The sequence below is a fragment of the Kitasatospora sp. NPDC002522 genome (assembly GCF_053595195.1).
This window is the reverse complement of the sequence record NZ_JBSFXE010000018.1, coordinates 58,649-84,435: the sequence shown is the minus strand read 5'-3', so window position 1 is coordinate 84,435 and position 25,787 is coordinate 58,649. Positions and strand designations below refer to the sequence as shown.

23 protein-coding genes are annotated in these 25,787 nt (G+C 74.3%); 9 read left to right on the top strand and 14 right to left on the bottom strand.

Going from position 1 to position 25,787, the window contains the following annotated elements; genetic code table 11:
• The 10 genes from ACWD4U_RS17600 to ACWD4U_RS17555 all read right to left on the bottom strand — a co-directional run.
• Nucleotides 1-213: dihydroxy-acid dehydratase domain-containing protein (locus ACWD4U_RS17600; protein WP_449787219.1), on the bottom strand; the 213-nt coding region annotated here is incomplete at its 3' end.
• Nucleotides 214-341: 128 nt separating this feature from the next.
• Nucleotides 342-1,100, bottom strand: a complete 759-nt coding sequence (locus ACWD4U_RS17595) for a class I SAM-dependent methyltransferase (RefSeq protein ID WP_363451340.1) — start codon at nucleotides 1,098-1,100, stop codon at nucleotides 342-344.
• Between the two features lie 16 nt (nucleotides 1,101-1,116).
• The gene (locus ACWD4U_RS17590; protein ID WP_363451342.1) at nucleotides 1,117-1,515 is read right to left on the bottom strand and encodes a VOC family protein; all 399 of its coding nucleotides are present in this window, start codon (nucleotides 1,513-1,515) and stop codon (nucleotides 1,117-1,119) included.
• Entirely contained in the window at nucleotides 1,512-1,991 is a 480-nt protein-coding gene (locus ACWD4U_RS17585) for a cupin domain-containing protein (RefSeq protein WP_363451344.1), read from the bottom strand. Before ACWD4U_RS17585 ends, ACWD4U_RS17590 begins: the two co-directional genes overlap by 4 nt.
• Nucleotides 1,992-2,050: 59 nt before the next feature.
• Entirely contained in the window at nucleotides 2,051-2,878 is an 828-nt protein-coding gene (locus tag ACWD4U_RS17580) for a sugar phosphate isomerase/epimerase family protein (RefSeq protein WP_363451432.1), read from the bottom strand.
• 254 nt (nucleotides 2,879-3,132) lie between these two features.
• Nucleotides 3,133-7,068 (bottom strand): hypothetical protein, encoded by a 3,936-nt coding sequence (locus ACWD4U_RS17575; protein WP_363451346.1) that lies wholly within the window; start codon nucleotides 7,066-7,068, stop codon nucleotides 3,133-3,135.
• 117 nt (nucleotides 7,069-7,185) lie between these two features.
• Nucleotides 7,186-8,139 (bottom strand): Ppx/GppA phosphatase family protein, encoded by a 954-nt coding sequence (locus ACWD4U_RS17570; RefSeq protein ID WP_363451348.1) that lies wholly within the window; start codon nucleotides 8,137-8,139, stop codon nucleotides 7,186-7,188.
• Between the two features lie 37 nt (nucleotides 8,140-8,176).
• Nucleotides 8,177-9,454, bottom strand: a complete 1,278-nt coding sequence (locus tag ACWD4U_RS17565; protein WP_363451350.1) for an SUKH-4 family immunity protein — start codon at nucleotides 9,452-9,454, stop codon at nucleotides 8,177-8,179.
• Nucleotides 9,454-12,618, bottom strand: coding sequence for a toxin glutamine deamidase domain-containing protein (locus tag ACWD4U_RS17560; protein ID WP_363451353.1), 3,165 nt, complete (start codon nucleotides 12,616-12,618; stop codon nucleotides 9,454-9,456). Before ACWD4U_RS17560 ends, ACWD4U_RS17565 begins: the two co-directional genes overlap by 1 nt.
• A 67-nt stretch (nucleotides 12,619-12,685) precedes the next feature.
• Entirely contained in the window at nucleotides 12,686-13,042 is a 357-nt protein-coding gene (locus tag ACWD4U_RS17555; RefSeq protein WP_363451356.1) for a WXG100 family type VII secretion target, read from the bottom strand.
• Between the two features lie 299 nt (nucleotides 13,043-13,341).
• Between ACWD4U_RS17555 and ACWD4U_RS17550 the strand changes: the two genes are divergently transcribed.
• Entirely contained in the window at nucleotides 13,342-14,109 is a 768-nt protein-coding gene (locus ACWD4U_RS17550) for a hypothetical protein (protein ID WP_363451434.1), read from the top strand.
• A gap of 143 nt (nucleotides 14,110-14,252) precedes the next feature.
• On the opposite strand, the gene ACWD4U_RS17545 is transcribed toward ACWD4U_RS17550, so the two are convergent.
• Complete coding sequence (locus ACWD4U_RS17545; protein ID WP_363451436.1) at nucleotides 14,253-15,416, bottom strand: NADH-quinone oxidoreductase subunit D; 1,164 nt, start codon at nucleotides 15,414-15,416, stop codon at nucleotides 14,253-14,255.
• A gap of 14 nt (nucleotides 15,417-15,430) precedes the next feature.
• On the bottom strand, nucleotides 15,431-16,456 hold the full coding sequence (locus tag ACWD4U_RS17540) for an SAM-dependent methyltransferase (RefSeq protein ID WP_363451358.1): 1,026 nt from the start codon (nucleotides 16,454-16,456) through the stop codon (nucleotides 15,431-15,433).
• Nucleotides 16,457-16,561: 105 nt separating this feature from the next.
• Between ACWD4U_RS17540 and ACWD4U_RS17535 the strand changes: the two genes are divergently transcribed.
• From ACWD4U_RS17535 to ACWD4U_RS17500, 8 genes are all read left to right on the top strand, one after another.
• Complete coding sequence (locus tag ACWD4U_RS17535) at nucleotides 16,562-17,782, top strand: sensor histidine kinase (RefSeq protein WP_363451360.1); 1,221 nt, start codon at nucleotides 16,562-16,564, stop codon at nucleotides 17,780-17,782.
• 12 nt (nucleotides 17,783-17,794) lie between these two features.
• A complete protein-coding gene (locus ACWD4U_RS17530; protein ID WP_363451362.1) occupies nucleotides 17,795-18,484 on the top strand; it encodes a response regulator transcription factor in 690 nt (229 codons plus the stop codon).
• A 75-nt stretch (nucleotides 18,485-18,559) separates the two neighbouring features.
• On the top strand, nucleotides 18,560-19,474 hold the full coding sequence (locus tag ACWD4U_RS17525; RefSeq protein ID WP_363451364.1) for a Rossmann-like and DUF2520 domain-containing protein: 915 nt from the start codon (nucleotides 18,560-18,562) through the stop codon (nucleotides 19,472-19,474).
• Complete coding sequence (panC, locus tag ACWD4U_RS17520) at nucleotides 19,474-20,379, top strand: pantoate--beta-alanine ligase (RefSeq protein WP_363451366.1); 906 nt, start codon at nucleotides 19,474-19,476, stop codon at nucleotides 20,377-20,379. Before ACWD4U_RS17525 ends, panC begins: the two co-directional genes overlap by 1 nt.
• Nucleotides 20,380-20,426: 47 nt before the next feature.
• On the top strand, nucleotides 20,427-20,876 hold the full coding sequence (gene panD, locus ACWD4U_RS17515) for an aspartate 1-decarboxylase (protein ID WP_363451368.1): 450 nt from the start codon (nucleotides 20,427-20,429) through the stop codon (nucleotides 20,874-20,876).
• Nucleotides 20,877-20,892: 16 nt separating this feature from the next.
• Nucleotides 20,893-22,509 (top strand): L-aspartate oxidase, encoded by a 1,617-nt coding sequence (locus tag ACWD4U_RS17510; protein WP_363451370.1) that lies wholly within the window; start codon nucleotides 20,893-20,895, stop codon nucleotides 22,507-22,509.
• 49 nt (nucleotides 22,510-22,558) lie between these two features.
• Nucleotides 22,559-23,530, top strand: a complete 972-nt coding sequence (nadC, locus tag ACWD4U_RS17505; RefSeq protein ID WP_363451372.1) for a carboxylating nicotinate-nucleotide diphosphorylase — start codon at nucleotides 22,559-22,561, stop codon at nucleotides 23,528-23,530.
• A 23-nt stretch (nucleotides 23,531-23,553) separates the two neighbouring features.
• Nucleotides 23,554-24,348 (top strand): type III pantothenate kinase, encoded by a 795-nt coding sequence (locus ACWD4U_RS17500; RefSeq protein ID WP_363451374.1) that lies wholly within the window; start codon nucleotides 23,554-23,556, stop codon nucleotides 24,346-24,348.
• Nucleotides 24,349-24,355: 7 nt separating this feature from the next.
• Here ACWD4U_RS17500 and ACWD4U_RS17495 read toward each other — a convergent pair whose 3' ends face one another.
• Complete coding sequence (locus ACWD4U_RS17495; protein WP_363451376.1) at nucleotides 24,356-25,159, bottom strand: hypothetical protein; 804 nt, start codon at nucleotides 25,157-25,159, stop codon at nucleotides 24,356-24,358.
• A gap of 59 nt (nucleotides 25,160-25,218) precedes the next feature.
• On the bottom strand, nucleotides 25,219-25,770 hold the full coding sequence (locus ACWD4U_RS17490) for a SigE family RNA polymerase sigma factor (RefSeq protein WP_363451378.1): 552 nt from the start codon (nucleotides 25,768-25,770) through the stop codon (nucleotides 25,219-25,221).
• Between the last annotated feature and the right edge of the window lie 17 nt (nucleotides 25,771-25,787).

Genomic DNA, 25,787 nt, shown 5'->3' with positions numbered 1-25,787 from the left:
CGGGATGCCGCCCGCCTGCTTGATCGCCTCGGAGACGATCCGGCCGACCGGCTGCAGGTGGGTGTGGCCGGGGACGAACTCGGTGAACGAGTTGGCGACCGCGATGATCGGCTTGCCGAAGTCCTCGCGGGCTACGCCAGCGGCGCGCAGAAGGGCGCGCGCGCCCGCCATGTTGCGACCTTGGGTGACCGTGTCAGACCTCAGCTGGGGCATCGGAGCCGCTCCTTCGACAGACTCGTGGTATCCCATCGAGCCTACGCCCGTACCGCCCGCGTCCGGACCGGCTGTCCGCGATGCGGGCAGCACGGGCGCGCCCCTGCCCCGGGGCTCCGCTGCGACCGCTACGGCCGCTTCGCGGCGAACAGGTCCAGGGTGTACGGCTCCGGGATCAGGCCGTCCGGGAACTCGGCGAGCAGCGCCTCCCGTTCGGCGGCCAGCACCGGGGCCCTGCGCTGCTCGTCCAGCACCGCGAAGTACGAGCGGGAGGTGAGGTCGGCGAGGTGGCTGTCGATGGTCACCTGCCGCTCCCAGCGCAGTTGGACGTGCCCGGTCTCCAGGCCCGCCGCCGTCAACTCCTCGGACCCGGCGATCACTCCGCCGTAGTAGTGGTAGCTCGGCAGCGCGGCCGCGAGCCGCTGCTCCTGGGCGTGCACCCACGGGGCCTGACGGTCCTTCACGTTCCACCACAGCGCCAGCGTGCCGCCCGGGCGGAGCACCCGCAGCGCCTCCGGGACGGAGCGCTTCGGGTCGGTCCAGTGGAACGCCTGGGCGTAGGTGACGAAGTCCACCGAGGCGTCGTGGAACGGCAGTTCGTCGCCGCCGGCCTTCACCACCGGGAGTTCGGGGCTGGCCTGGCGGAGCACCGCGGCCATCCCGTCGCTGGGCTCCACCGCCACCACCCGGGCGCCGCGGCCGACCAGCAGGCGGGTGGCGATGCCGGTGCCCGCGCCGACGTCCAGCACGTCGGCGCCGCGCAGCGACCGGCCGGACAGGCGCTCCAACTCGTCGAACAGCGCGTCCGGGTAGGACGGCCGCGCCGCGTCGTACTGGGCGGCCACCGGTCCGAAGGACATCGCGTGGGCCCGGAGTTCGTCGGTCATCAGATCGTCCTCTCGACTATTGCCAGCTGCGGGAGCACAGCACCAGCCGGTACCCGTCGGGGTCCTCGACGGTGACGCCGTGCTCGTCCCAGTAGGGGTTGTGCGCGGCGACCCGACGCCCGCCGGCGGCCACCAGCCGCTCGACCAGCGCGTCGTCGACCGGCTCACCGAGGTACAGCACGAACAGGTCGTCCACCGTCGGCGTCGGGGCCAGCGGGTGCTCGGGGTCGTGGGTCAGCTCGAAGTGCCAGCCGCCGCCGGGGAAGCCGACCATCACCAGGTCGTGCTCGCCGGGGACCCGCTCGGTGGTGCGCCACAGTACGGTCAGGCCGAGGCCCTCGGTGTGGAAGCGCTCCGCGGCCGCGAGGTCCCGGGACGGGCGGGCCAGCCGGACGTGCGTGGTGGGGCCGATCACGCGGTGGCGTCCAGTTCGGCGCGCCAGACCGGGCTGTCCACGTAGTGGTTGTCGTACTTCTCCGCGGAGGCGGCGATCTCGGCCGGGTCGGCCTCGCCGCGCATCACCCGGCCGAGCAGGCGCAGGTAGTCGAAGCGGCCGATGCCGGGGGTGAAGGTGAAGAGCACGTCCGCCGTGCGGCCCTGGGCGGCGGCGAAGGCGTGCGGGGTGCGCGGCGGCACGGCGAGGAAGTCGCCCTGCTCCAGCACCACGACCCGGTCGTCGAGCAGCACCCGCAGCGCGCCGTCGAGGACGAAGAACAGTTCGGTGGCGCGGGTGTGGAAGTGCGCGGGGGCTCCGACCGCGCCCGTGGCGAAGCTGGAGCGGTACGTGGTGTGGTCGGCGTTCTCGGCGAGCAGGGTCATCACGCTGCTGGGGTCCGCGCTGGTCTCCGCCTCGTGGGCGCGCACCGGCTCGACCGGCTTGTCGTTGATCATGGACCTGACTCTAGGCGGGGTCCGCAACGCTGTCCGGCGAATTACCGCCTGACGGTCCGTCAGGCGGTGGGCCGGGCCGCGGCCAGGTGCAGCCGGGTGAAGGCCAGCGCCTCCGCCAGGTCCGCCTCCCGCTCCGCCGGCGTGGCCGAGCGGCGGGTGTTGACCTCGAGCACCACGTGCCCGTCGAAGGAGGTCCGGGCCAGGCGCTCCAGCAGTTCGGCGCAGGGCTGCTTGCCGCGCCCGGGGATCAGGTGCTCGTCCTTGCCCGACCCCGAACCGTCCGCCAGGTGCACGTGCGCCAGCCGGTCGCCCATCCGGTCGACCATCTCCAGCGCGTCGATCCGGGAGGTCGCCGCGTGCGACAGGTCGACGGTGAAGTGCCGGTACTCCTCGTCGGTGACGTCCCAGCCCGGCGCGTACGCCAGCATCTCGCGGTCCCGGTAGCGCCACGGGTACATGTTCTCCACCGCGAACCGGACGTGGGTCTCCCCCGCCATCCGGTTGATCCCGGCCACGAAGTCCTTGGCGTACTGCCGCTGCCAGCGGAACGGCGGGTGCACCACCACGGTGTCCGCGCCCAGCCGTTCGGCCGCCCGCCGGGCCCGCACCAGCTTGGTCCACGGGTCGGAGGTCCACACCCGCTGGGTGATCAGCAGGCACGGCGCGTGCACCGCGAGGATCGGCACCGCGTACCCCTCGGAGAGCCGCCGCAGCGCCTCCACGTCCTGGCTGACCGGGTCGTTCCAGACCATCACCTCGACGCCGTCGTACCCGAGCCGCGCCGCCAGGTCGAACGCCGTCTCGGTGGTCGACGGGTACACCGACGCCGTCGACAGCGCCACCTTGGTGTCCGGCACGTGCAGCGCCGGATGCGGCGGCAGCACCAGCCGGTCCGTGGTGCGCAGCAGCGGCGCCCGCTCGTCCAGCTTCCGGCGCGCCGCCCGGGCCGCCCGCGCCGCCTTCAGCGGCAGCGCGGCACGACGCTCGCGCCGCTGCCGGGCCGGGGCAGCGGCGTTCACCGGGTCGTCGTCCTCGGAAAGCGCCACGCCGACCAGGTTAAGCGAGACGGAGCGGACAAATGGTGTGCGCTTGGGCACGGAAAAGGGCGGCACCCGGGGGTGCCGCCCTTTCACCGCCGAGGCTAGGCCGCGAAGTAGCCGCTGAGGTCCGCGATGGCGTGGGTCTCACCGGCGTGCAGGTACAGCGTCACCCGCCCGTCGACGACCGGGACCACCACCAGGTTGGCGACGGTGGCACCGGGCGTGAAGTTGAGGTTCGACACCCCCGGGCGGTCCGTCCCGTGCGGGTAGACGATCAGGTGGCTGTCGACCGTCGGGTCGGTCACCGTGACGTTCAGCACCACCGCGGTGGCACCGGCCGGAACCCCGTCCACGCCGCCGACCTGGAAGCTGACGATCCCGTCCGGGCCGATCTTCCCGGCGCGCGCGCCGGTCCCGTAGCGGGTGTCCAGCAGCCGCAGCGGGTCGACCGCCGAGAAGGTCGAGCCGGTCGCCGCGTAGTAGCCGGTGACGTCGGCGATCAGGTCCACCGAGCCGGAGTTGTTCCGCAGGTCCACCTTGCCGTTGACCACCGGCACCGTCACCAGGTTCGGGACGATCTGATGGGGCGTGAAGTTCAGGTTCGACACGTTGGGCAGCGACTGGCCGTCCGGGTACACGGTGACGTGCCCCTCCTCCGACGGGTCGACGGCGGTCACGTTCATCACCACCGCGGTCACCCCGCTCGCCGGAACGCCCTTCACACCCGCGACCTGCAGCTGCACCACACCACCGCCACCGACCCGCGCCTTCGGCGCACCGGTGCCGTCCCGGGTGTCCAGGAACCGCGCCGGGGTGATCGGCGTCAGCGCCGAGCCCTGCCCGGCCGCGTCGGTGTAGTACCCCGTCACGTCGGCGATCAGGTCGACCGCACCGGAGTTGTTCCGCAGGTCCACCTTGCCGTTCACCACCGGCACCGTCACCAGGTTCGGCACGGTCCGGTGCGCGGCGAAGTTGAGGTTCGACACGTTCGGCAGCGGCCGTCCGTCCGGATACACCGTCACGTGCCCGTCCTCGGACGGGTCGACGGCGGTCACGTTCATCACCACGGCCGTGACACCGGTCGCCGGAACGCCCTTCACGCCCGTCACCTGCAGCTTCACCACACCACCGCCACCGACCCGCGCCTTCGGCGCACCGGTGCCGTCCCGGGTGTCCAGGAACCGCGCCGGGGTGACCGGGACGAACCGCGCCTTCGCCGGCGCGGCGGGGGCGGTCACCGTGAACGCGTTCGGCACGTAGCCCGGGGACGGCACCCCGGAGGTGTAGCCGCCGCCGTTGCTCAGGCCGTAGCTGCCCGGCGCGAGACCGGTGGTGTCGACCAGCACGTTCAGCGTGGTGCCGTCGTCACTGAGGGACACCGGCTTGATCTGCTGCAGGCCGGTGTAGCTGTTCGGGACGATCTGCAGCTTGCCGGCCATGCTGAGCCCGGCGCCGTGGATCACCGCCGGCACCAGCGTGTCGGCCTGGCCGGTCGACGGGCTGATCGAGTCCGGCGTGCCGGAGTTGACCGCACCGACGCCGGGCACGCCCTGCAGGGTGTACTCGACCGGCGTGGCCGCCTTGTTGGCGCTGAGGATCAGCACGGCCTGGCCGCCGACGGCGTTCCACAGCGCGGAGCAGGAGCCGCCGAACTTCCCGTAGCTCTGCATGCACTGGTAGGTCAGGTTGGGGTCGACCCAGTCCGCGGACCCGACGACCGACAGGAACGGGTTCTCCACGGTGGTGGAGCTGGAGGAACCGCCGATGGTGAAACCGTCGTTGGGCTTCATGTCCACCACGCCGCAGAACGCGGTCGCGGACTCGGTCAGCACCCCGCTGCGCTGCGGGAAGCCGTTCACCGACAGCTTGTTGGCCGCGCACTCGGGTGCCCAGCCGCCGGCTCCGCCGACCTTCCAGGCGTCGACGTCGGCGTGGATCGGCTTGTCCTGGTAGCCGGAGGCCACCACGACCGCCACGTACGAGGTGGAGCCGGTCACCTTGCAGGAGATGCCCCACTGGCGGCACTGGATCTTGCCGTCGGCGTCCACCGCCATCAGCAGCGTGGACGGGTCGTAGCGGCTGCCGAGGGTCCGGCCGCTCAGCCAGAACTTGTCGGTCGCCGCACCGCTGACCCGCACACAGCGGGCGTCCAGCGCCGAGGTGAAGTCGAACGCGGTGGACGGGCCGCCCACCTGCGTGGAGGAGACCGGGGTGCACGGCGCGCTGGGCGAGATGTCCCGGCGCACCAGGTGGTAGGTGTCGGCCTGGCCGACGCCCACCAGCATGGCGGTGTACGCCGTGCCCGCGGTCAGCTGGCAGGTGGTGGTGGACGAGCCGAGGGTGGAGCAGGCGGTGTTGCCCGCGGCGTCCACCACGTACACGGCGGCGTTCACCCGGTTCAGGTTGTTCGCGTAGTCGAGCATCTCGGCGGGCGAGTGCTGACCGGCCGGGACGCTCAGGCAGGCGTTCTGGACGCTCGCGGTCAGCGCGACCTCCGCGCCCCAGGAGCCGTTGTAGCCGGACTGCGGCCACGCGGCGCAGCCGTTCGCGTTCCCGGTGCGGTGGATCACCAGCTGGTACGGCTGGGCGGGGGTGCCGGTCAGCACGGCGCGGAACGGCGCGGTGCCGGTCAGCTTGCACGAGCCGTAGCCGGAGCCGCCGTTGTCGCACTGCTTGACGCCCTTGGCGTCGTCGACCTCGACCGCGACCGGACCGCCGTCCGCGGGCGGGCGGTTGAGGAGGTAGAGGCCGTTCCCGCTCGCGGTCGGCAGGGTCAGGCAGCGCTGCTGGCCGAGCGCGCCGTAGGTGCCGGTGACCGGTCCGGAGACCAGGCCGTCGTCGGCGCCGGCGGTGCAGCCGCGGGTCTCCTTGCCGGAGTGGAAGGCCATCCCGTACGCGCCGAGGTTCTGGTTGTTGGCGTCCGGCACCCAGGTGTGGTCGCCGAGGGCCAGGTCGCAGTCGCCGCTCTGGCAGCTCGCCAGGGAGCCGTCGGCCTCGAACAGCCGCCCGTTGACGCTCTGCCCGGTGGAGAGCGAGGCGTAGGTGTGGCGGCCCGCCGCGGCCACCCGCAGGGTGCGGCAGAGCGCGGTGGAGGTCAGGTCCGGGGCGGCGCCGTAGGCCTGCGGGTCGACGACCGCGCAGCCCTCCGGCTTGGACAGCCGGGCGATCCGCAGGTCGTACTCCTGGGCGGAGCCGGAGTTCTGTTGGACCGTCACCCGGTACGGCGCGGGGCCGGTGAGGCCGCAGTTCAGGCCGGTGTAGGAGTCGCTGACGGCGTAGGAGTTGCAGATCTGCTTGCCCGCGCCGTCGTAGACGAACCAGGTCAGCCGGTAGTCCGGCCCGGAGGTGCGCAGCACGTCGCCGGTGGCCAGGTCGGTGGTGTAGCAGTCGCCGGCGCTGCCGGCCGCGAGCGAGCCGTGGAAGGCCGTCGGCGCGCCGAGCTTACGGTCCGCGGGGGCCACGGTCTTGCAGCCGGTGGCGGAGAGCAGCGGCAGGTAGGACAGCGCGACGGGGTTGTCCGTGTAGTAGTTGGACGACACCTTCAGCGTGTAGGTGCCGGCCTGGCCGGTGGCGCACCGGACCGTGCCGTAGCCGAAGCCGCCGCCGAGCGCGTTCTCGCAGGAGACCGCGGACCCGTCGGGCGCGGTGAGCGTCGGGTAGACGGAGGACTGGGTGGACACCACCTGGAGGATCACCAGGTCGTTCTGCTGCGGCAGCGTCAGCGTGAGCTGGGCGCTGCCGTACGCCGGCACCGTGCAGGTGACGACGGTCTGCGGGTCGAGCGCGGCCGGGCAGGCGCCCGCCGGGTCGCTCAGCTGGAGCTGCTTCACCGCGGCGGCGTGCTCGGCCGCCGGGTCCGCCTTCGGCGCGGCCTGCGGGCCCGCGGCGGGCTGTGCGGCGGCGGGCTGCGCGGCGGCGGGCGCCGGAGCCGCGGCGAAGGCGTTGCTGCTCTGCGCGACCAGCGCGCCGAGCAGCAACGCCCCGGTGGCCACCAGGCCCACGAGGCGTTTGGGTCTTCCGGACGGCAGCACTCTCATCGTCCCCCCCTGTGGGAATGCCCGACGCCGGCATCCGTCACCGGGTCCAGGGCAGCCGGAGTCTAGCGGGGCGCATACGGACCACCGCCACCGGATTACCCATCAGGAACCTCGGGGCTACGCCTCGATGGCGATCCGGTGCTCGTTGCCGTCCATGGTGTCGAGTCGGCGCAGGATGATGCCCTCGCGCAGGGCCCAGGGGCAGATGTCGAGCTCCTCCAGGCCGAACAGGTCCATGGCGGCGTCGGCGACCAGGGCGCCGGCCAGCAGTTGGCGGGCGCGGCCGAGGGAGACGCCGGGGATCTGGGCGCGTTCGGCGGGGGTCATCGCGGCGAGGCGCGGCAGCCAGGCGGACAGGCCGGCGCGGGTGAGCTTGCGCGGGACGCGCGAGCCCGCGCCCTCGGGGGCGGCGCCGGTCATCCGGGCGAGCTGCTTGAAGGTCTTGGAGGTGGCGACGGCGTGGTCGGGCGGGCCGAGGCGGGTGATGTCGCCGACCACGCCCGCGATCTCGGCGCGGATGTGCCGGCGCAGCTCGCGGATGTCGCCGGGGTCGGCGACGTCGCCGGGCAGCCGGGCGGTCAGCCGGCCGGCGCCGAGCGGGAGGGAGGTGGCGACGTCGGGCTGCTCGTCGATGCCGCAGGCGATCTCCAGCGAGCCGCCGCCGATGTCGAGGTCGAGCAGCCGGCCGGAGGACCAGCCGAACCAGCGGCGGACGGCGAGGAAGGTCAGCTTGGCCTCGTCCTGGCCGGAGAGCACGGTCAGCGCGATGCCGGTCTCCTGCTCGACCCGGCGCAGCACCTCCTCGCCGTTGGCGGCCTCGCGGACCGCGGAGGTGGCGAACGGCAGCAGGTCGACGACGCCCTTGTCCTCGGCGACGCGCAGCGAGGAGGCGACCATGGAGATCAGCCGCTCGATGCCGGTCTCGCTGATCGCACCGTGCTCGTCGAGCAGTTCGGCGAGGCGCAGCTCGGCCTTGTGCGAGTACGCGGGCAGCGGGGCAGCACCGGGGTGGGCGTCCACCACGAGGAAGTGGACGGTGTTGGAACCTACGTCGAGCACACCGAGTCGCATAACCGTCCAACCTAGTCCAAGCCGGTGACCGGGTGGGTCACAGGAGGCCGTCCCAGAGCTGTTCGACGATCACGGCCCACCAGTTCTCGGGGTCGCGCAGCGCGGTCCGGTCGAGGGCGGCGAGGGCGTGCTGGAACTCGGCGACGGCCGGTCCGGCCTGCTCGGGGGTGAGGTCGCGCAGCCGGGGGTGGCGGTCGGCGAGCAGTGCCAGGCTGCGGACGAAGGACGTGAGGTCGGCGTTGCAGTACCGGGCCTCGCAGGTGTCCGGGTCGACGGCGCGGATCCGGCCCTGGGCGGCGTCGACGGTGAGCAGCGCCCAGCCGTCGCTGCCGAGCACCCGCTGGCCGAGCAGTCCGGCGCGGGCGGCGGCGGTGGCCCGCCGGCCGCGGCCGAGCGCGGCGAGGTGCTCGGCGAGGTCGGGCAGGACCGGCGCGGCCTGCTCGGCGATGCCGTCCGCGGTGGGGTGGTGCAGGGCGAAGAACCCGGCGACGGCCCGCGGCAGCCCGGTGTGCTGCAGCGGGCGGGCCACCGGCTCGGGCAGGTCGGCGGCGAGCGTGGCGGCCTGCTCGAAGCGCCGTACGCCGTCCTCGCCGAACTGCGCGGCCAGCCGCTTGGCCAGGCCGTCCTCGGTCTCCGGCTGCGCGGGCGGCACGTCGCGCGGCAGCGGCACCCGGTTGTACGGGGTGCCGGCCCGGGCCGCCAGGGCCCGGACGGCGGCCGCCCGGTGGTCGTGGCGCGGCCCGTACGGCTGCTCGAACTCCACGCGGACGCCTGGCAGTTGGGATTCCAGTGCGTACGCCCAGTAGCCGCCGGGCAGCATCGACAGCCGCAGGTCGGTGCGCACCGCGAGGACGTCCTCGGCGGTGACGCCCTGCCCGCGCAGCTGCTGCCAGGCGCGCAGCGCGGGGTGCGGGCGGCCGTGTGCGGAGCGGACGGTGAGGCTCTGCGGCTCGCCCTGCTTGTCGCGGTAGCCGACGGTGGCCCGGGTGCCGGGGCCGGTGACCGGGGGCTGCCCGGGCCGGTGGCTGCCGGCGCCGAGCCGGTCCCGGTACAGCCGCTCCACCTCGGGCACCGGGACGGACGGGTAGACGGTGAGCTCACCGCTGTGCCGGTCGACCACGGCGCAGGCCGTGCCGATCTCCTCCGGGGCGCGCCGCACCCCGGTGAGCGGGTCGGTGAGCACCGGCGCGGGCTCCGGCCAGAGCACCCAGCCGAGGTCGAACTCGTGGCACCTGACAGGCCGTGAACTCTCCTGCGGGAGATCGCCGTTGACCCAGCGGTGGGCGGTGGCGAGGGCCTGCTCTCGGGTGATCATCAGCGGGTGCTCCCGGCGGTGCGGTGGACGGTGAGCCGGGAACGCGGCGGTGCGGCTTCGGTCGTGGGGCCGGCGGGCGCAGCGGCCACCCCGACCGGCTCGGGCGCCGCCGGCACGGCCTCGGCCGCCTGCGCGGGCACGGCGACGGTGGCGGGCAGCGGCAGCGTCAGGTCGATCGGCCGGTCGGCGGCGTCCACCGCGATCGCCCACAGGCCGTGGTCGGCCGGGTAGAGCGGGGTGGGCGCGGCGTAGCCGGTCTGGTGGTCGAGGTAGCTGAGCACGCCCTCGCGGTTGACGGCGTTCCAGGTGTGCGAGCGGCCGAACCCGTCGACGGTGAGCAGCACGGCGCGGGTGCCGGTGCCGTGCGCCAGCAGGGCCTGGCCGAGCTTGGCGTGCGCGTCCGACCCGTCGCCGAGGTCGAGGAAGCGGGTGCCGAGCTCGCGTTCGGCGCGGTCCCGGCCGCCGCGCTCGCCCGCCGGGCCGTCGGGCAGCCGGGGGGCGGCGCAGGTCGGGGTGCCGCCGAGGGTGTCGACGGCGGACAGCGCCACGTCCACGCAGTTGTTGGACCGTCCGCTCTCGGCGGGGCCGCCGCCGTTGAGCACCTCGATCCACTCGCCGACCATCGGGTCCGGTGCGGGCACCGGGGTGCGGCGCACCACCTCGGCCTGGTGCGCGGGGTCGACCGGGCCGAGCCCGCCGGGCAGCCCGTACGGGCGGCCGTCGGCGAGGGTCCGCTCGCGGACCGGGGCGGCCGGCAGCGGCGCCTGGCCGGGGGCGCGGCCGGCGATCACCAGCCAGGCCGCGGCGGTCTGGCCGGGGTGCACGGGGAGCCCGGAGTCGTCGAGCAGGTCGCGGCGGCGCCCGTCCACCAGCGGGTCGTAGCGGACCGGGCCGCCGGGGGCCTGCTGGCCGATCCCGCCGCCGCCCGCGGGCGGCACGACGCCGCCCACCGGCCGTCCGCCCACCGGCTGCTGGCCGACGCCGATCACCGCGGCGGCACTGCCACCGCCCTGACCGTGCGCACCGGCTCCCGCCCCCGCCGCCGGCACACCGACCGGACCGGCCGCACCGCCGCCCGCCGCACCGGGCGCACCCGCGCCCGCCCCGGGGGCACCGGCCGCAGCGCCGGGAGCGCCGACCGGTCCGGCCGCGCCACCGCCCGCCGCACCGGCGACCGGCGCACCCGCCACCGGGCCGCCGCCGACCGGACCGCCGCCCATCGGCAGGCCCGCACCGGCCCCGGGCAGCACGCCGCCCACCGGACCGGCCGGACCGCTGCCCACCGGGCCGAGCTGGAACGAACCGCCACCGGACGAGCCGGCCGAGCCGCCGAAGCCACCCGACACCGGGTCCGCGCCGCGGTGGCTCCCGCCGCCGCCACCGCCCCAGACGTCGCCGTTGTCGAAGACCGGCGGGGCGCTCGGCGCGGGCGGCGCGTGCACCCCGTCGACCTGGAGCGAACCGGGGATCCGCGGCGGAATCGGCAGGTCGTAGTCCGGGCCCGACGAACCGCCGGACGGACCGGAGCCGCCGCCGGACGGGCCGCCGTACGAGCCGCCGCCCGAACCGCCGTACGAGACGGGGGAGTTGTTGCCGTTGCCCGCGCCGCGGTGGTCACTCTGGTCCCAGTGGCCGCGGCCACCGGACCCGGCGGGTGCGGACTGCTGCTGACCGGGGTCCGGGTTGAGCAGCTGGCTGGTGGTGTTGGTGAGGGTCTCCGCCGCGTTGCCGAGCACGGGCTTCCCGTTGTCGGGCTTCCCACCGGGGAGCAGATCGCCCAGCGGGTCGTGCTTGCCGCCGTGGATGTCCTGCTTGCCGTGCGGGTCGTGGAGACCGGGCTGGGTGCCGTCCGGGCTGGGGCCGGCGCCGTCCAGGCCGGGGACCGGCATGCCGTTGGCGGTGCCGGAGAGCGCGATCGGGCTGCCGTCCGCGCCGAACACCACGGTCCGGCCGTCCGGGGTGAGCGCCTGGCCGGCCGCGTTCACGGTGACGGCGTGGCCGTCGCCGCCCGACAGCAGGTGGCCCTTCGGGTCGGTGACCAGGCCCGACACCTGGCTGCCGTCGGCGCCGAGCAGCACCGGGTGGCCGTCCGAGCCGAGCTTGGGGTGGCCGTCGGCGCCGAGCGCCATCACCACGCCGGTGCCGAGCAGCGCGCCGCCCAGGCCCACCAGCAGCGGCTTGCCCTCGGAGGTGAGCAGCGGCTTGCCGTCGGTGCCGAGCGCGATGCCGGTGACCGGGCTGCCGTCGGCGCCGACCACCGTCTGCTGGCCGTCGGCCCCCTGAGTGATCGTCAGACCCTTGACGCCCTTGATCTCCAGGCCGTCGGTGCCGACCAGCACCGGGTTTCCGTGGTGGTCGGTGCGGACGGTGCCGTCCGCCTTCAGCTCGGGGCGCACGCTCTCCACCCCGGCGACCTCCACCGAGCGGGACACCCCGGACCTGGCCAGTACCCCGGTGATCTGCCCGGCCCGGCCCGCCACGCTGGCCTCCCGGCGCTCGCCGTGCAGCCCGCGGCCGTCGGCGGCCGCGATCCGCTCCAGCGCGGTGACGGCCGGATCGGACGCGACCGCCTTCACCGCCTGTGCCATGTCGCGGCCCAGCTGCTCCAGCAGCTGACCGATCTTCAGCTTGGCGCTCTCCACGGCGGCCGCCTCCTCGACCTCGGCGACCACCTCCTTGACCGCGCCCACGGTCGCCCCGACCGCTCCGCTGATCAGTCCGCCGATGCCCGAGGTGGCCTGCTGCCCGGCCTCCTTGATCTGCGCCTTGGCCGTGGCCTCCGCCGCGTCGGCGGCCTTGATCTTCTCGGTCAGCTCGGTCAGCACCGCGATGATCTCGGCCTTGCCGTGGTCCACCGCCCCGGCCGCCTTGTCCAGCGCCCCGGCCAGCAGCCCGGCCGCCGCCGAGGCGTCGTCCAACTGCCCCCGCCCGCCGCCGCTGAACTGCCGCCAGTGCTCGGCGAACGCCTCCACCGCGGCGCCCGAGTTCTCCCCGGCCACCCGCTGCGCGGAGTCCCCGCCGCGGCGCACCAGCCGGTCCGCCTCGGTCCCGAACTCCCGCCACAGGCCGGCTGCCTGGCGCAGCCCGTCCTCGTCGGCCTGCGGCCACGCGTGGCCGGTCCGGGCCAGCGCGGGGGCCAGTTCCTCCGGCAGCTTCCTGGACACGTGCTCCCCCTTCGGATGGTGCGGTTCGGCGGTCGGTGCGGCGCGGGCGGACCCGGCGGTCGTGTGCTCAGACTCCGTTGCGGCCGTGGCCGGTTGCGCCCGGGTGGTTCAGCGAGGGCGCGTTGAAGTCGGCGCTGATGTCGGACTCGGTGCGCTCGGCATTGTCCGCCATGGTGTGCAGGCCCTGGCCGATCCGGCCCAGCCGCTCCGCCAGCCCCTGCAGCCCGGCCAGCACACCCTCCCTGGCCTCGCCGTACGCGGAGCCGAACGGCTGCCCCGGGGCGTCCTGCCCCCACGGGCTGCCCAGCCCCGCGAGGCCGCTCTCCAACTGCTTCGCGGCGCCCGCGAACTCAGTCGAGATGGCCTCGAACTCCCGTCCCTCGCCGTGGACTTCCCACGACCGGATGACGAACTTGTCGCCCATGGTGCGCACTCCCCCGTGCCCGGACGCCCGATGCGTCCATCCTTCCCCCGGCTGGGTCATCCTAGGGCCGCCCGACCCGCCCGCCCCCAGACCGCCGGTCCTTTTCACAGCCGTTTCACCTTCACCGACCGCCAGATCCCCGACCAACACCCCGAAACCCGCACAAAAGGCACACCGCCGCACGCCGTTCGACCCCGCTCAGGCCATACCCTTGCCGGGTGGCACCAGCAGAGACCGCGAAGAGCAAGAAGAGCAAGAAGTCCGCCAAGACCGCCAAGGCCGGCACCGTCGACCTGGCGATGCCCACCGTGCGCGAGGTCGCCCTGGACTTCCCGCGCGCCTGGATCGAGTTCACCGACCCCGCCGACGACGACCAGGTGTTCCGGTGCGACCTCACCTGGCTCACCTCCCGCTGGGGCTGCATCTTCGGCAAGGGCTGCCACGGCATCCAGCCCGGCCGCGGCGCCTCCGACGGCTGCTGCACCCTCGGCGCCCACTACTCCGACGAGGACGACGAGCAGCGCGTCACCGAGCACGCCGCCCGGCTCACCCCCGACATCTGGGAACACCACGCCGAGGGCACCGACGCCAAGGGCCGGATCCGCCGCGACGGCGGCATCACCATGCTCGACGAGGACGGCGACCGCCAGACCCGCCGCGTCAACGGCGCCTGCCTCTTCCTCAACAGCCCCGGCTTCCCCGGCGGCGCCGGCTGCTCCCTGCACATCCTCGCCCTGCGCGAGGGCCTCGAACCCCTCGAGACCAAGCCCGACGTCTGCTGGCAGCTCCCGATCCGCCGCACCTACGACTGGATCGACCGCCCCGACGACACCCGCTACCTCCAGGTCTCCATCGGCGAGTACGACCGCCGCGGCTGGGGCCCCGGCGGCCACGACCTCCACTGGTGGTGCACCGGCTCCCCCGAAGCCCACACCGCCCCCGACCCGGTCTACGTCTCCTACCGCGCCGAACTCACCGAACTCATGGGCCCCGAGGCCTACGAGCTCCTCACCCGACTCTGCAAGACCCACGACCCCCGCCTCGCCCCACACCCAGCGGACATCTAGGGGCCCGGGGAACGGCGGGAGTGCGTGGCGCCAAGGGTGCCGGGGCGCTGCAAGGTCTCGGCGCATAGAGGTCTCCAAGACCCACAGCCGGACTGAGACCGCGAGCCACTCGCCTCGCGGTTCCCCGAGCCCCTGTTGTTGCCCTACTTGTCGATGTCCCCGACCACGAAGAACATCGACCCCAGGATCGCCACCATGTCCGCCACCAGCGTGCCCGGCAGGAGTTCGGTCAGGGCCTGGATGTTGTTGAAGGACGCGGAGCGCAGCTTGAGCCGCCACGGCGTCTTCTCGCCGCGCGACACCAGGTAGTACCCGTTCAGGCCGAGCGGGTTCTCGGTCCAGGCGTAGGTCTCGCCCTCGGGGGCCTTCAGGACCTTGGGCAGGCGCAGGTTGATCGGGCCGGCGGGGAGCTCCGCCAGCCGGTCGAGGCACGCGTCGGCCAGCGCCAGCGCGTTGCCGGTCTGTTCCAGCAGGCACTCGAACCGGGCCAGGCAGTCGCCGTCCTGACGGACCGCCACCTTCAACACGTCCTGCAGTTCGCCGTACGCGAGGTAGGGCTCGTCCCGACGCAGGTCGAAGTCGACGCCGCTGCCGCGCGCGATCGGCCCACTTACACCGTAAGCGTGGACCTGCTCGCGGGAGAGCACGCCGACGCCGGCCGTCCGGCCGCGGAAGATCTCGTTGCCGAGCACCAGGTCCTCGAAGACCGGCAGCTGCGAGCGGACCACGCCGACGGCGCGGCGCACCCGGCCCAGCCAGCCCGCGGGGAGGTCCTCCTTGAGGCCGCCGACCCGGTTGAACATGTAGTGCATGCGGCCGCCGGAGGCCTCCTCCAGGACGTGCTGGAGTTCCTCGCGGCCGTTGAAGGAGTGGAAGATCGGGGTGATCCCGCCCAGCTCCAGGGGGTACGAGCCGAGGAACATCAGGTGGTTGAGCACCCGGTTGAGCTCGGCGAGCAGGGTGCGCAGCCAGACCGCCCGCTCGGGGACCTCCATGCCGAGCATCCGCTCGACGGCGAGCACCACGCCCAGTTCGTTGGCGAAGGCGGAGAGCCAGTCGTGCCGGTTGGCCAGCATGATGATCTGCCGGTAGTCGCGGGCCTCGAAGAGCTTCTCGGCGCCGCGGTGCATGTAGCCGATGACCGGTTCGGCGGCGCTGATGCGTTCGCCGTCGAGGACCAGCTTGAGGCGCAGCACGCCGTGCGTGGACGGGTGCTGGGGACCGATGTTGAGCACCATGTCGGTGCTGTCCGGCCCGCCCGGGAGCGTCTGCGCGCCCGCGCCGATGCCGACCGTGGTCTCCCGCATGCCCGTCGCGTCCTTCATGAGGGGAGAGTCTGCCATCCCGGGAGGCCGGCGAGGTCGTCCGGTACCGGCATGCGGACGGTCTGGGCGAGCCAGCCGAAGGCGCCGAGTCCGGCGGGATCGGTCAGCTCCGCGGCCTCGCCGGCCCCGCTCAGCGCCCGCAGGTAGCCGGCCGGGTCGGTGCTCGCCAGGGCGAGCGGGGGGCGGCCGCCGCTGACGCCGAGGGCGTGCAGGGCGGCCCGCTGCGTGGTGAGCAGGGTGGGATGGCCGGGGACGGCGGCGGCGTCGAGGGCGACGTGCGCGGTGAGGTCGCAGCTGCCGTCGGGGACGGGCGCCACCTCGCGGCCGTCCCGGAACCCGGTCAGGGTGCCGAACGGGGGCCGGGCGTCGCGCGTGTGCGCGTAGTCGACGGCGACCGCGAGACCGCGCTCCAGCGACCCGACGGCCCGCGCCCAGGCTGCGTCCCGGGGACCGCCGAGTTCGACCCTCCCCCAGCCCCGAGGTACGCCCGTGCCGTCCGGCCACCAGCGCCGGGCCCACGCCTCGTCGGGCGCCGCCAGCGGCTCCCCCGCGCGCTCGGCGCCGTCCGCGGCGACCTCGACGTACCGCAGCCGACCGTCCGGGCCGGGTTCGGCGACGTCCAGCGGCACGTTGTCCAGCCACTCGTTGGCGAACAGCAGCCCGGTGACGCCGGCCGGCGGCTCGGGCTGCCAGGCGATGTCGGCGGGCAGGGCGGCGGGCCGGTCGGCCAGCTCGACGGCGGTGAGGCGGACCCGGTCGCGCAGGTGCGCGGGCAGGGCGGCCCGGACGGCGAGGGTGAGTTCGCCGCGGCCGGCGCCGACGTCGACGAAGGCGAGCTCGGCCGGCGAGCCGAGGGCGGCGTCGACCCCCGCCAGCAGCCGGGCGACGGCGGCGGCGAACAGCGGGGAGGCGTGCACGGAGGTGCGGAAGTGCCCGGCGGGGCCCTCCGGCCGGCGGTAGAAGCCGCCGTCGGGCCGGTAGAGGGCGTGCTCGATCGCGGGGCGCCACCGCATCCAGGTCATGGCGGACGACGTTACCCCGGCGGTCGGGTCTCCACCCTGGGGAGTAGCAGCGGATCGCTCTCCCGGCGGACCTGATCGGGGTCTGCGGTTCCCTAGGCTGGAGGCGTGCATCGACTCAACGCCTGGCTCCGCCGACATCCCATGGTGGTCGACTCCGCCTGGGCGCTGTTGCTGATGGGCCTCAGCTTGCTGTCGGCGGTCGAGCAGACCGCGCCGGCGGACGGTCCGCCGCTGGACCCGACCAAGCACACGGTCGAGATCGTGCTGGCGGTGGTGCTGCCCGCGATGATGGTGGTCCGCCGCCGCTGGCCGGACGTCATGACCGTGGTGGCCACCGCGGTCGGCCTCGGCCAGGTCGCGGCGGCGATCGCGCCGAACGGGTCGAGCATCGCCTACCTGGTCTTCGCGTACACCGGCGCCGCGTTCGGCCGGCCCTGGACCTCCCGGCTGGCGCTGGCCGCGTCGCTGGCGGCCGGTCCGCTGACGGTGTGGCGGCTGATGAACGCCCCGGAGCGCGGCGACTTCGGCCGGCAGCTGTTCCTGGCCGGGCTGATGACCACGCCGTTCGTGCTGTGCTGGGCCTGGGGCCGGCTGACCCGGGTGCGCCGCGCGTACCTGGTCGAGCTGGAGGACCGGGCCGCCCGGCTGGAGCGCGAACGCGACGCCCGGGCGAAGGTCGCGGTCGCCGCCGAGCGGGCCCGGATCGCCCGCGAGCTGCACGACGTGGTGGCGCACAACGTCTCGGTGATGATCGTCCAGGCGGACGGCGCCGCGTACGTGCTGGACTCCTCCCCGCAGCAGGCGAAGGAGGCGCTGGGCACCATCGCCTCCACCGGCCGGCAGGCGCTGGTGGAGATGCGCCGGCTGCTGGGCGTGCTGCGCACGGCGGACACCGTCGGCGAGGAGTACGTGCCGCAGCCGGGCGTCGAGGAGCTGCCCGACCTGCTGGAGCAGGTCCGCACGGCCGGGCTGCCGGTGGAGTTCGCCGCCACCGGCGAGGTCCGCGAGCTGCCCCGCGGCCTGGAGCTGACGGTGTACCGGATCGTCCAGGAGGCGCTCACCAACGTCCGCAAGCACGGCGGCCCGGCGGCCCGGGCCAAGGTGGCCGTGGACTTCCGCGAGCGCGACCTGGAGGTGCTGGTCGAGGACGACGGCCGCGGCAGCACCTCCGAGCAGCTGGTCGGCGGCGGCACCGACGGCCTCGGCCACGGCCTGATCGGCATGCGCGAACGGGTCGGCATGGTCAGTGGCAGCCTGGACGTCGGGCCCCGCCCCGGCGGCGGCTTCCGGATCAGGGCCGTCCTCCCCCTCAAAGTGTCCAAGTAAGGAGCCCCACCGATGCCCATCCGCGTGATGCTGGTGGACGACCAGGAACTGCTGCGCACCGGCTTCCGGATGGTCCTGCAGTCGCAGGGCGACATCGAGATCGCCGCCGAGGCCGGCGACGGCCAGCAGGCCCTCGACGTGCTGCGCACCGCCGAGGTCGACGTGATCCTGATGGACGTCCGGATGCCCCGGCTGGACGGCGTCCAGGCGACCCGCCGGATCTGCCTGGACGAGCACGGCACCCCGGTCGTGGGCGCCCCGCACGTGCTCATCCTCACCACCTTCGACCTGGACGAGTACGCCTTCGCCGCGCTCAAGGCGGGCGCCTCCGGGTTCCTGCTCAAGGACGTCCCGCCGACCGAGCTGGTCGCCGCGATCCGCGCCGTCCACAACGGCGACGCGGTGGTCGCCCCGACCACCACCCGCCGGATGATCGACCGCTTCGCCGAGGTGCTCCCGACCCCGTCCAGCACCCCCGGCTCGCCCGTCCTGGGCCCGCTCACCGAGCGCGAGCGCGAGGTCTTCCTGCTGGTCGCCCAGGGCCTGTCGAACAGCGAGATCGCCGCCCGGCTCACCCTCTCCGAGGCCACCGTGAAGACCCACGTCGGCCGGATCCTGGCCAAGCTCGGCCTCCGCGACCGGGTCCAGGCGGTCGTGCTGGCCTACGAGAACGGCCTGGTCCGCGCGGGCGAGGTGCTCTGAGGTCCCACCCGCCTTTCCCGTCCCCGTACCATGGACCGGTACGTCTGGTACCCGCCGAGGACTGGAACGCGAACTGTGCTGCACGACTTCGGAGACCCCTCCGACCCCGGTAACCGCCCTGCCCGGCTGGCCGTCGGGGTGGTCGGTACCGGAAGGGTCGGACCCGCGCTGGGCGCGGCCCTGCAGTTGGCCGGGCACCGGGTGGTCGCCGCCTCCGGCGTGTCCGCCGCCTCCCGGCGGCGGGCCGAGGCGCTGCTGCCCGGCGTGCGGCTGGTGACGCCGCCTCAGGTGATGGCGGCGTCCGACCTGGTGCTGCTGACCGTCCCGGACGACGCGCTGCCGGATCTGGTGGCCGGCCTGGCCGCCACCGACGCGGTGCGCCCGGGCCAGCTCCTGGTGCACACCTCGGGCGCGCACGGCGTGGCCGTGCTGGAGCCCGCGACCCGCAAGGGCGCGCTGCCGCTGGCGCTGCACCCGGCGATGACCTTCACCGGCACCTCGGTGGACGTGGCCCGGCTGGCCGGCTGCCCGTTCGGGGTGACGGCGCCCGAGGAACTGCGCCCGGTCGCCGAGGCGCTGGTGGTGGAGATGGGCGGCGAGCCGGCCTGGGTGCCCGAGGAGGTCCGGGCGCTCTACCACACGGCCCTGGCGCACGGCGCGAACCACCTGGTCACGCTGGTCGCGCAGGCGATGGAGCTGCTGCGCACCGCGGGCGTCGGCGAGCCGGGGCAGATGCTCGGCCCGCTGCTCGGCGCGGCGCTGGACAACGCGCTGCGCTCCGGCGACCTGGCGCTGACCGGCCCGGTGGCCCGCGGCGACGTGGGGACCGTGCGCAAGCACCTGGCCCAACTCGCTACCGTGACCCCGGACATCGGCCAGGCCTACCGGGCGATGGCGAAGGCCACCGCGCAGCGGGCGGTGGCGAGCGGCACGCTCAAGCCCGAACCGGCGGCGGCGCTGCTGGACGTACTGAACGAGGAGAACCACTGATGGCACGCGACAGGCGCCCGGCGAAGGCCCCGAAGGCCGCCAAGGTCCGCACGGCGGTGCTGACCCGCACCGTGGACGAGTTCGAGGCGGCGTTCTGGCCGGACGAGCAGCCGGTGGACAACGCCGTGGTGATGACCATGGGCGCGCTGCACGCCGGGCACGCGGCGCTGGTCCAGGCGGCCCGCCGCCAGGTCGGCAAGGACGGCCGGGTCGCGGTGACGGTCTTCGTCAACCCGCTGCAGTTCGGCGCGGGCGAGGACCTGGACCGCTACCCGCGCACCCTGGAGGCGGACCTGGCGCTGGCCGAGGAGATGGGCGCGGACGTGGTGTTCGCCCCCTCGGTGGACGAGATGTACCCGAACGGCGAGCCGCTGGTGCGGCTGTCCGCGGGCCCGATGGGCGAGGGCTTCGAGGGCGCGGCCCGCCCGGGCCACTTCGACGGCATGCTGACCGTCGTCGCCAAGCTGCTGCACATCACCGACCCGGACTTCGCGGTCTTCGGCGAGAAGGACGCCCAGCAGTTGGCGATCATCCGCCGGATGGTCGCCGACCTGGACTTCGACGTGGAGGTCGTCGGCGTCCCGACCGTCCGCGAGGAGGACGGCCTGGCGCTGTCCTCCCGCAACCGCTTCCTCTCCGAGGAGGAGCGCTCCCGGGCGCTCGCCCTCTCCCGCGCCCTGTTCGCCGGCCGCGACGCCGGCGCGAAGGGCCCGCAGGCCGTCCGCGAGGCGGCCGCCGCCGTGCTGGACGACGCGGACGGCATCTCCCTCGACTACCTCGCCCTGATCGACCCGCTCTCCTTCACGGAGGCGCCGGACGACTTCCAGGGCGAGGCGGTGCTCGCGGTCGCGGCCAGGGTCGGTTCGACCCGGCTGATCGACAACGTCGGCATCATCGTCCGGTAAGCACAGCCCGCAGTAGCCCCAGGCATGCACTCAGAGAGGCGTGACCCATGCTCCGCACCATGCTCAAGTCCAAGATCCACCGTGCCACCGTCACCCAGGCCGACCTGCACTACGTCGGGTCGGTGACGGTCGACGAGGACCTGCTCGACGCCGCGGACCTGCTCCCCGGCGAGCTGGTCCACATCGTCGACATCAACAACGGCGCCCGGCTGGAGACCTACACCATCGCGGGTCCGCGCGGCACCGGCGTCATAGGCATCAACGGCGCCGCCGCCCGCCTGGTCCACCCCGGCGACCTGGTGATCCTGATCGCCTACGGCCAGATGGAGACCGCCGAGGCCAAGGGCTACCTGCCCAAGGTCGTCTTCGTCGACGAGCACAACCGGATCACCGGCATGGGCGGGGACGCCGCCGAGGCCCCCGAGGGCAGCGGACTGCTGCGCGGGGACGCCGCGTACGGTGGTTCGAACGGCACGGCCACCGCCGCCGCGCGCTGAAGGAGCGACTGAAGTCATGTCCTACCGTCTGACCGCCCCCGCCCCCGGCTGGACCACGACCACCGACGTGGTCGTGGTCGGCTCCGGCGTGGCCGGACTCACCGTGGCGCTCAACGCCCGCAAGGCCGGCCTGCGGGCCATGGTGGTCACCAAGGCGGTGCTGGACGACGGCTCCACCCGCTGGGCCCAGGGCGGCATCGCCGCCGCCCTGGGCGAGGGCGACACCCCCGAGCAGCACCTGCAGGACACCCTGGTCGCGGGCGCCGGCCTGTGCGACGAGGAGGCCGTCCGGACGCTGGTCACCGAGGGCCCGGACGCGGTGCGCCGGCTCATCGAGACCGGCGCCGAGTTCGACCTCGACGAGGACGGCGAGATCGTCCTGACCCGCGAGGGCGGCCACCACCGCCGCCGGATCGCGCACGCCGGCGGCGACGCCACCGGCGCCGAGATAGAGCGCGCCCTGGTCGCCGCGGTGGAGGCCGACCCGGGCCTCGAACTCATCGAGCACGCGCTGGTGCTGGACCTGCTCACCGACGCCGGCGGCCACGCCGCCGGCGTCACCCTGCACGTGATGGGCGAGGGCCAGCGCGACGGCGTCGGCGCGATCCTGGCCCGCGCCGTGGTGCTGGCCACCGGCGGCATGGGCCAGGTCTTCGCCGCCACCACCAACCCGGCGGTCTCCACCGGCGACGGCGTGGCACTCGCGCTGCGGGCCGGCGCCGAGATCACCGACCTGGAGTTCGTCCAGTTCCACCCGACCGTGCTGTTCCTCGGCGCGGACGCGCAGGGCCAGCAGCCGCTGGTCTCCGAGGCGGTCCGCGGCGAGGGCGCGCACCTGGTCGACGCCGACGGGGTGCGCTTCATGGTCGGGCAGCACGAGCTGGCCGAACTCGCCCCGCGCGACATCGTCGCCAAGGCGATCATCCGCCGGATGCAGGAGCAGGGCACCCAGCACGTGTACCTGGACGGGCGGCACTTCGGCGCCGAGATGTGGGAGCACCGCTTCCCGACCATCCTGGCCGCCTGCCGGGCGCACGGCATCGACCCGGTCACCGAGCCGATCCCGGTCTACCCGGCCGCCCACCACGCCTCCGGCGGCGTCCGCACCGACCACCTGCACGGGCGCACCACCGTCCCGGGCCTGTACGCCTGCGGCGAGGTCGCCTGCACCGGTGTGCACGGCGCCAACCGGCTGGCCTCCAACTCGCTGCTGGAGGGTCTGGTGTTCGCCGAGCGGATCGCCGCCGACCTGGCCGCCCGGGACGCGGCCGGCGACCTGCCGGCCCGCACCGTGGTCACCGACGCCGCGAGCGCCGCCACCCCGGTCCCGCTGCTGCCCGCCGAGGCCCGTGGCGAGATCCAGCAGCTGATGTCGACCGGCGCGGGCGTGATCCGCTCCGCCGACTCGCTCACCGCCACCGCCAAGGGCCTGGCGGCGCTCGCCGACGCCCGGCACTCCGCCGACCCCGCCGTCGAGACCTGGGAGTCCACCAACCTCCACCAGGTCGCCTCCGCCCTGGTCGCCGCCGCGACCCTCCGCGAGGAGACCCGCGGCTGCCACTGGCGCGAGGACTTCCCGGACCGCGACGACGCCCACTGGCAGCACCACATCACCCGCTCCACCCCCGCCTGACCTCCCGTCACCGCCCGCGCCCCGATTCCCCGCTAGGAGCCCAGCCCTCATGTCCCACTCCGAACTCCCCCTCCTGTCCGCCGAGTCCGACGGTTGCGGCGACGGGTGTGCCTGCGGCGACGGCGAGGTGTACGAGACCGGTCTCGACCCCGCGCTGGCGGAGCTGCTGGAGGCGGCCGGGCTGGACCCCGTCGAGGTCGAGGACGTGGCGATGATGGCCCTGTCCGAGGACCTGGCCGGCGGCGAGGACGTCACCTCGGTGGCCACCGTGCCCGCCGAGGCCGTCGCCACCGCGGACTTCACGGCCCGTCAGAAGGGCGTCGTGGCGGGCCTGCGGGTCGCCGAGGCGGTCGTCTCGCTGGTCTGCGAGGAGGAGTTCGAGGTCGAGCGGCACGTCGAGGACGGCGACCTGGTCGAGCCCGGCCAGGTGCTGCTCTCGGTGCGCAGCCGCACCCGCGACCTGCTGACCGCCGAGCGTTCCGCGCTGAACCTGCTCTGCCACCTGTCCGGCATCGCCACCGCGACCCGCGCCTGGACGGACGCGCTGGCGGGCACCAAGGCCGTGGTCCGCGACACCCGCAAGACCACGCCGGGCCTGCGCGCGCTGGAGAAGTTCGCGGTGCGGGCCGGCGGCGGCGCCAACCACCGGATGGCGCTGTCGGACGCGGCACTGGTGAAGGACAACCACGTGGTCGCGGCCGGCGGTGTCGCCGAGGCGTTCACCGCCGTCCGCGCCGCGTACCCGGAGCTGCCGATCGAGATCGAGGTGGACACCCTGGAGCAGATCCCGCCGGTGCTGGACGCCGGCGCGGACCTGATCCTGCTGGACAACTTCACCACCGAGCAACTGCGCGCGGCGGTGGAGCTGGTGGCGGGCCGGGCCCGGCTGGAGGCCTCCGGCGGACTGACCCTGGCCACGGCGCGCGAGGTCGCGGACACTGGTGTCGACTACCTCGCAGTCGGGGCGCTGACCCACTCCTCGCCGATCCTCGACATCGGCCTGGATCTCCGCAGTTCCTGACCCCTCGAAGCAGAAAGCGCCCCATGCTCCTCACCATCGACGTCGGCAACACCCAGACCACGCTCGGCCTGTTCGACGGCGAGGAGATCGTCGAGCACTGGCGGATCTCCACCGATCCCCGCCGCACCGCGGACGAACTCGCGGTACTGCTCCAGGGTTTGATGGGGGCGCACCCGATCGTCTCGGCGGACGACCGGGTGGCCGGCCTGGCGATCTGTTCGTCGGTGCCGGCCGTCCTGCACGAACTGCGCGAGGTGACCCGCCGTTACTACGGCGACGTCCCCGCGGTGATCGTGGAGCCCGGTGTGAAGACCGGGGTGCACGTGCTGATGGACAACCCGAAGGAGGTCGGCGCGGACCGGATCGTGAACGCGCTGGCCGCCAACCACCTGTACGGCGGTCCGTGCATCGTGGTGGACTTCGGCACCGCCACCACCTTCGACGCGATCAACGCGCGCGGCGACTACGTGGGCGGCGCGATCGCCCCCGGCATCGAGATCTCGGTGGACGCGCTCGGCGGCCGCACCGCGATGCTGCGCAAGATCGAGCTGGCCCGCCCGCGCAACGTGATCGGCAAGAACACCGTCGAGGGCATGCAGTCCGGCATCCTGTACGGCTTCGCCGGCCAGGTCGACGGCCTGGTCAACCGGATGGCCAAGGAACTGGCCACCGACCCCAACGACGTCCAGGTGATCGCCACCGGCGGACTGGCCCCGCTGGTGCTCGGCGAGGCCGACTCGATCGACGTCCACGAGCCCTGGCTGACCCTGATCGGCCTGCGCCTGATCTTCGAGCGCAACCGCCCGGCCACCGCCTGACGGCGGGTCACGGCTTGGCGGACGGCGAGCCGACCATCCCGGCGGGTCCGTCCTCGGGGCGGTCCTCCCGGACCGACCGCTCGACCTGCTTCCACCGCGGGTCGCTGATCAGCGCGACCAGCCGCTCCTGGTCGAGCGGCGGGTCGGTGCGGGTGACCGGGGTGCCGTTGGCGAGCGGCACCCGGTTCCACTCCTGCAGCATCAGCCGGTAGCCGTCCGCGGTGCTGGCGCTCACCGACCAGGTCTTCGCCCCGGCGGGTTCGCCGGGGCGGGTGCCGGCCTGGTAGACCACGACCTTGGTGCCGTCGGCCAGGGTCCGGTCGGTGCAGGCGTCCCCGGCGATCACGGTGGGATCGCAGGCGGTCGGGCCGCCGTCGCCCTTCATGATCCAGAACAGGTACTGCACGCGGCCGTGCCCGTCGTCCCAGACCAGCCGCAGCTGCGGGATCGGGTTCTCCGTCCCGCGTGCCTCGCCGACCTCCACCAGCTGCCCTGCGGGCAGGAGTTCGGTCAGCATGGACTGGAACTCCGGCCCGCTGACCGCGGCCGCGGCCGAACCGGAAGCGCCCGGCCCGACCGCGCCGCCGCCGCCGCCGGGCAGGCTGATGGCCCCGGCCCCGGCGACGCCGATCAGGGCGAGCGCGGCGACGCCGCCCAGCAGCGAGACGCGTCGCCGGGCGCGCAACCGGCGGCCGCGGGACCAGCCGAGGTCGGCGAGCGGCTGGGGGTCGATCCGGTAGGACTCGGCGGCCAGGCCGATCGCGTCGGCGAAGGCCTGCTCGTGCCCGGGCTCGGGGGTTTCTGCGGACATGCGGGATCATCCTCTCGGTGAACTGAACGGAGTGGAAAGCGAACTGACGATCGGTCGGATCAGCGGTCGGCGAGGGTGCCGAGCCCGTCGCCGAGGACGGCGCGGATCCGGGTCAGCGCCCGGGAGGCCCGGGTGCGCACCGCGCCGGGCGTGGCGTTCAGGATCGCCGCGGTCTCCTCGACGCTGCGGTCCTCCCAGTAGCGGAGCACCAGCACCGTCCGGTCGGTCGGGGCGAGCCGGGCGAGCGCGTCGACCAGGGTGAGGCGCAGCGCCGGGTCGGCGTCGGGGGCGGCGGTGTCGGGGAGTTCGGCGGTCGGCTGCTCGTCCGAGCGGCGCCGGCCGCGGTGGGTGAGGAAGGCGCGGACCAGCACGGTGTGCGCGTAGCCGGCCGGGTTGTCGATCCGGTTGCGGCGGCCGAACCAGCCGGTGCGGTGCCACTGCAGGTAGACCCGGCCGAGCGCGTCCTGCACCAGGTCCTCGGCGAGGTGGGTGTCGCCGCCGGTGAGCAGGCAGGCGGTGCGGTAGAGCGCCGCGGCGCGGGCGGCGGCGAACGCCCTGAACTCCTCGTCCGGGCCGTTGTGCCCCGATCGCGCCTGACCGTCCGTCACCATCGCGTCCGACTCCCCTG

Bases quoted from the DNA above. Each gene is read 5' to 3' on its own strand.
- ACWD4U_RS17595 (WP_363451340.1), bottom strand. From the start codon at position 1,100: ATGACCGACGAACTCCGGGCCCACGCGATGTCCTTCGGACCGGTGGCC.
- ACWD4U_RS17585 (WP_363451344.1), bottom strand. From the start codon at position 1,991: ATGATCAACGACAAGCCGGTCGAGCCGGTGCGCGCCCACGAGGCGGAG.
- ACWD4U_RS17575 (WP_363451346.1), bottom strand. From the start codon at position 7,068: ATGAGAGTGCTGCCGTCCGGAAGACCCAAACGCCTCGTGGGCCTGGTG.
- ACWD4U_RS17570 (WP_363451348.1), bottom strand. From the start codon at position 8,139: ATGCGACTCGGTGTGCTCGACGTAGGTTCCAACACCGTCCACTTCCTC.
- ACWD4U_RS17565 (WP_363451350.1), bottom strand. From the start codon at position 9,454: ATGATCACCCGAGAGCAGGCCCTCGCCACCGCCCACCGCTGGGTCAAC.
- ACWD4U_RS17555 (WP_363451356.1), bottom strand. From the start codon at position 13,042: ATGGGCGACAAGTTCGTCATCCGGTCGTGGGAAGTCCACGGCGAGGGA.
- ACWD4U_RS17550 (WP_363451434.1), top strand. From the start codon at position 13,342: ATGCCCACCGTGCGCGAGGTCGCCCTGGACTTCCCGCGCGCCTGGATC.
- ACWD4U_RS17545 (WP_363451436.1), bottom strand. From the start codon at position 15,416: ATGCGGGAGACCACGGTCGGCATCGGCGCGGGCGCGCAGACGCTCCCG.
- ACWD4U_RS17540 (WP_363451358.1), bottom strand. From the start codon at position 16,456: ATGACCTGGATGCGGTGGCGCCCCGCGATCGAGCACGCCCTCTACCGG.
- ACWD4U_RS17530 (WP_363451362.1), top strand. From the start codon at position 17,795: ATGCCCATCCGCGTGATGCTGGTGGACGACCAGGAACTGCTGCGCACC.
- panC (WP_363451366.1), top strand. From the start codon at position 19,474: ATGGCACGCGACAGGCGCCCGGCGAAGGCCCCGAAGGCCGCCAAGGTC.
- panD (WP_363451368.1), top strand. From the start codon at position 20,427: ATGCTCCGCACCATGCTCAAGTCCAAGATCCACCGTGCCACCGTCACC.
- ACWD4U_RS17510 (WP_363451370.1), top strand. From the start codon at position 20,893: ATGTCCTACCGTCTGACCGCCCCCGCCCCCGGCTGGACCACGACCACC.
- nadC (WP_363451372.1), top strand. From the start codon at position 22,559: ATGTCCCACTCCGAACTCCCCCTCCTGTCCGCCGAGTCCGACGGTTGC.
- ACWD4U_RS17500 (WP_363451374.1), top strand. From the start codon at position 23,554: ATGCTCCTCACCATCGACGTCGGCAACACCCAGACCACGCTCGGCCTG.
- ACWD4U_RS17495 (WP_363451376.1), bottom strand. From the start codon at position 25,159: ATGTCCGCAGAAACCCCCGAGCCCGGGCACGAGCAGGCCTTCGCCGAC.
- ACWD4U_RS17490 (WP_363451378.1), bottom strand. From the start codon at position 25,770: ATGGTGACGGACGGTCAGGCGCGATCGGGGCACAACGGCCCGGACGAG.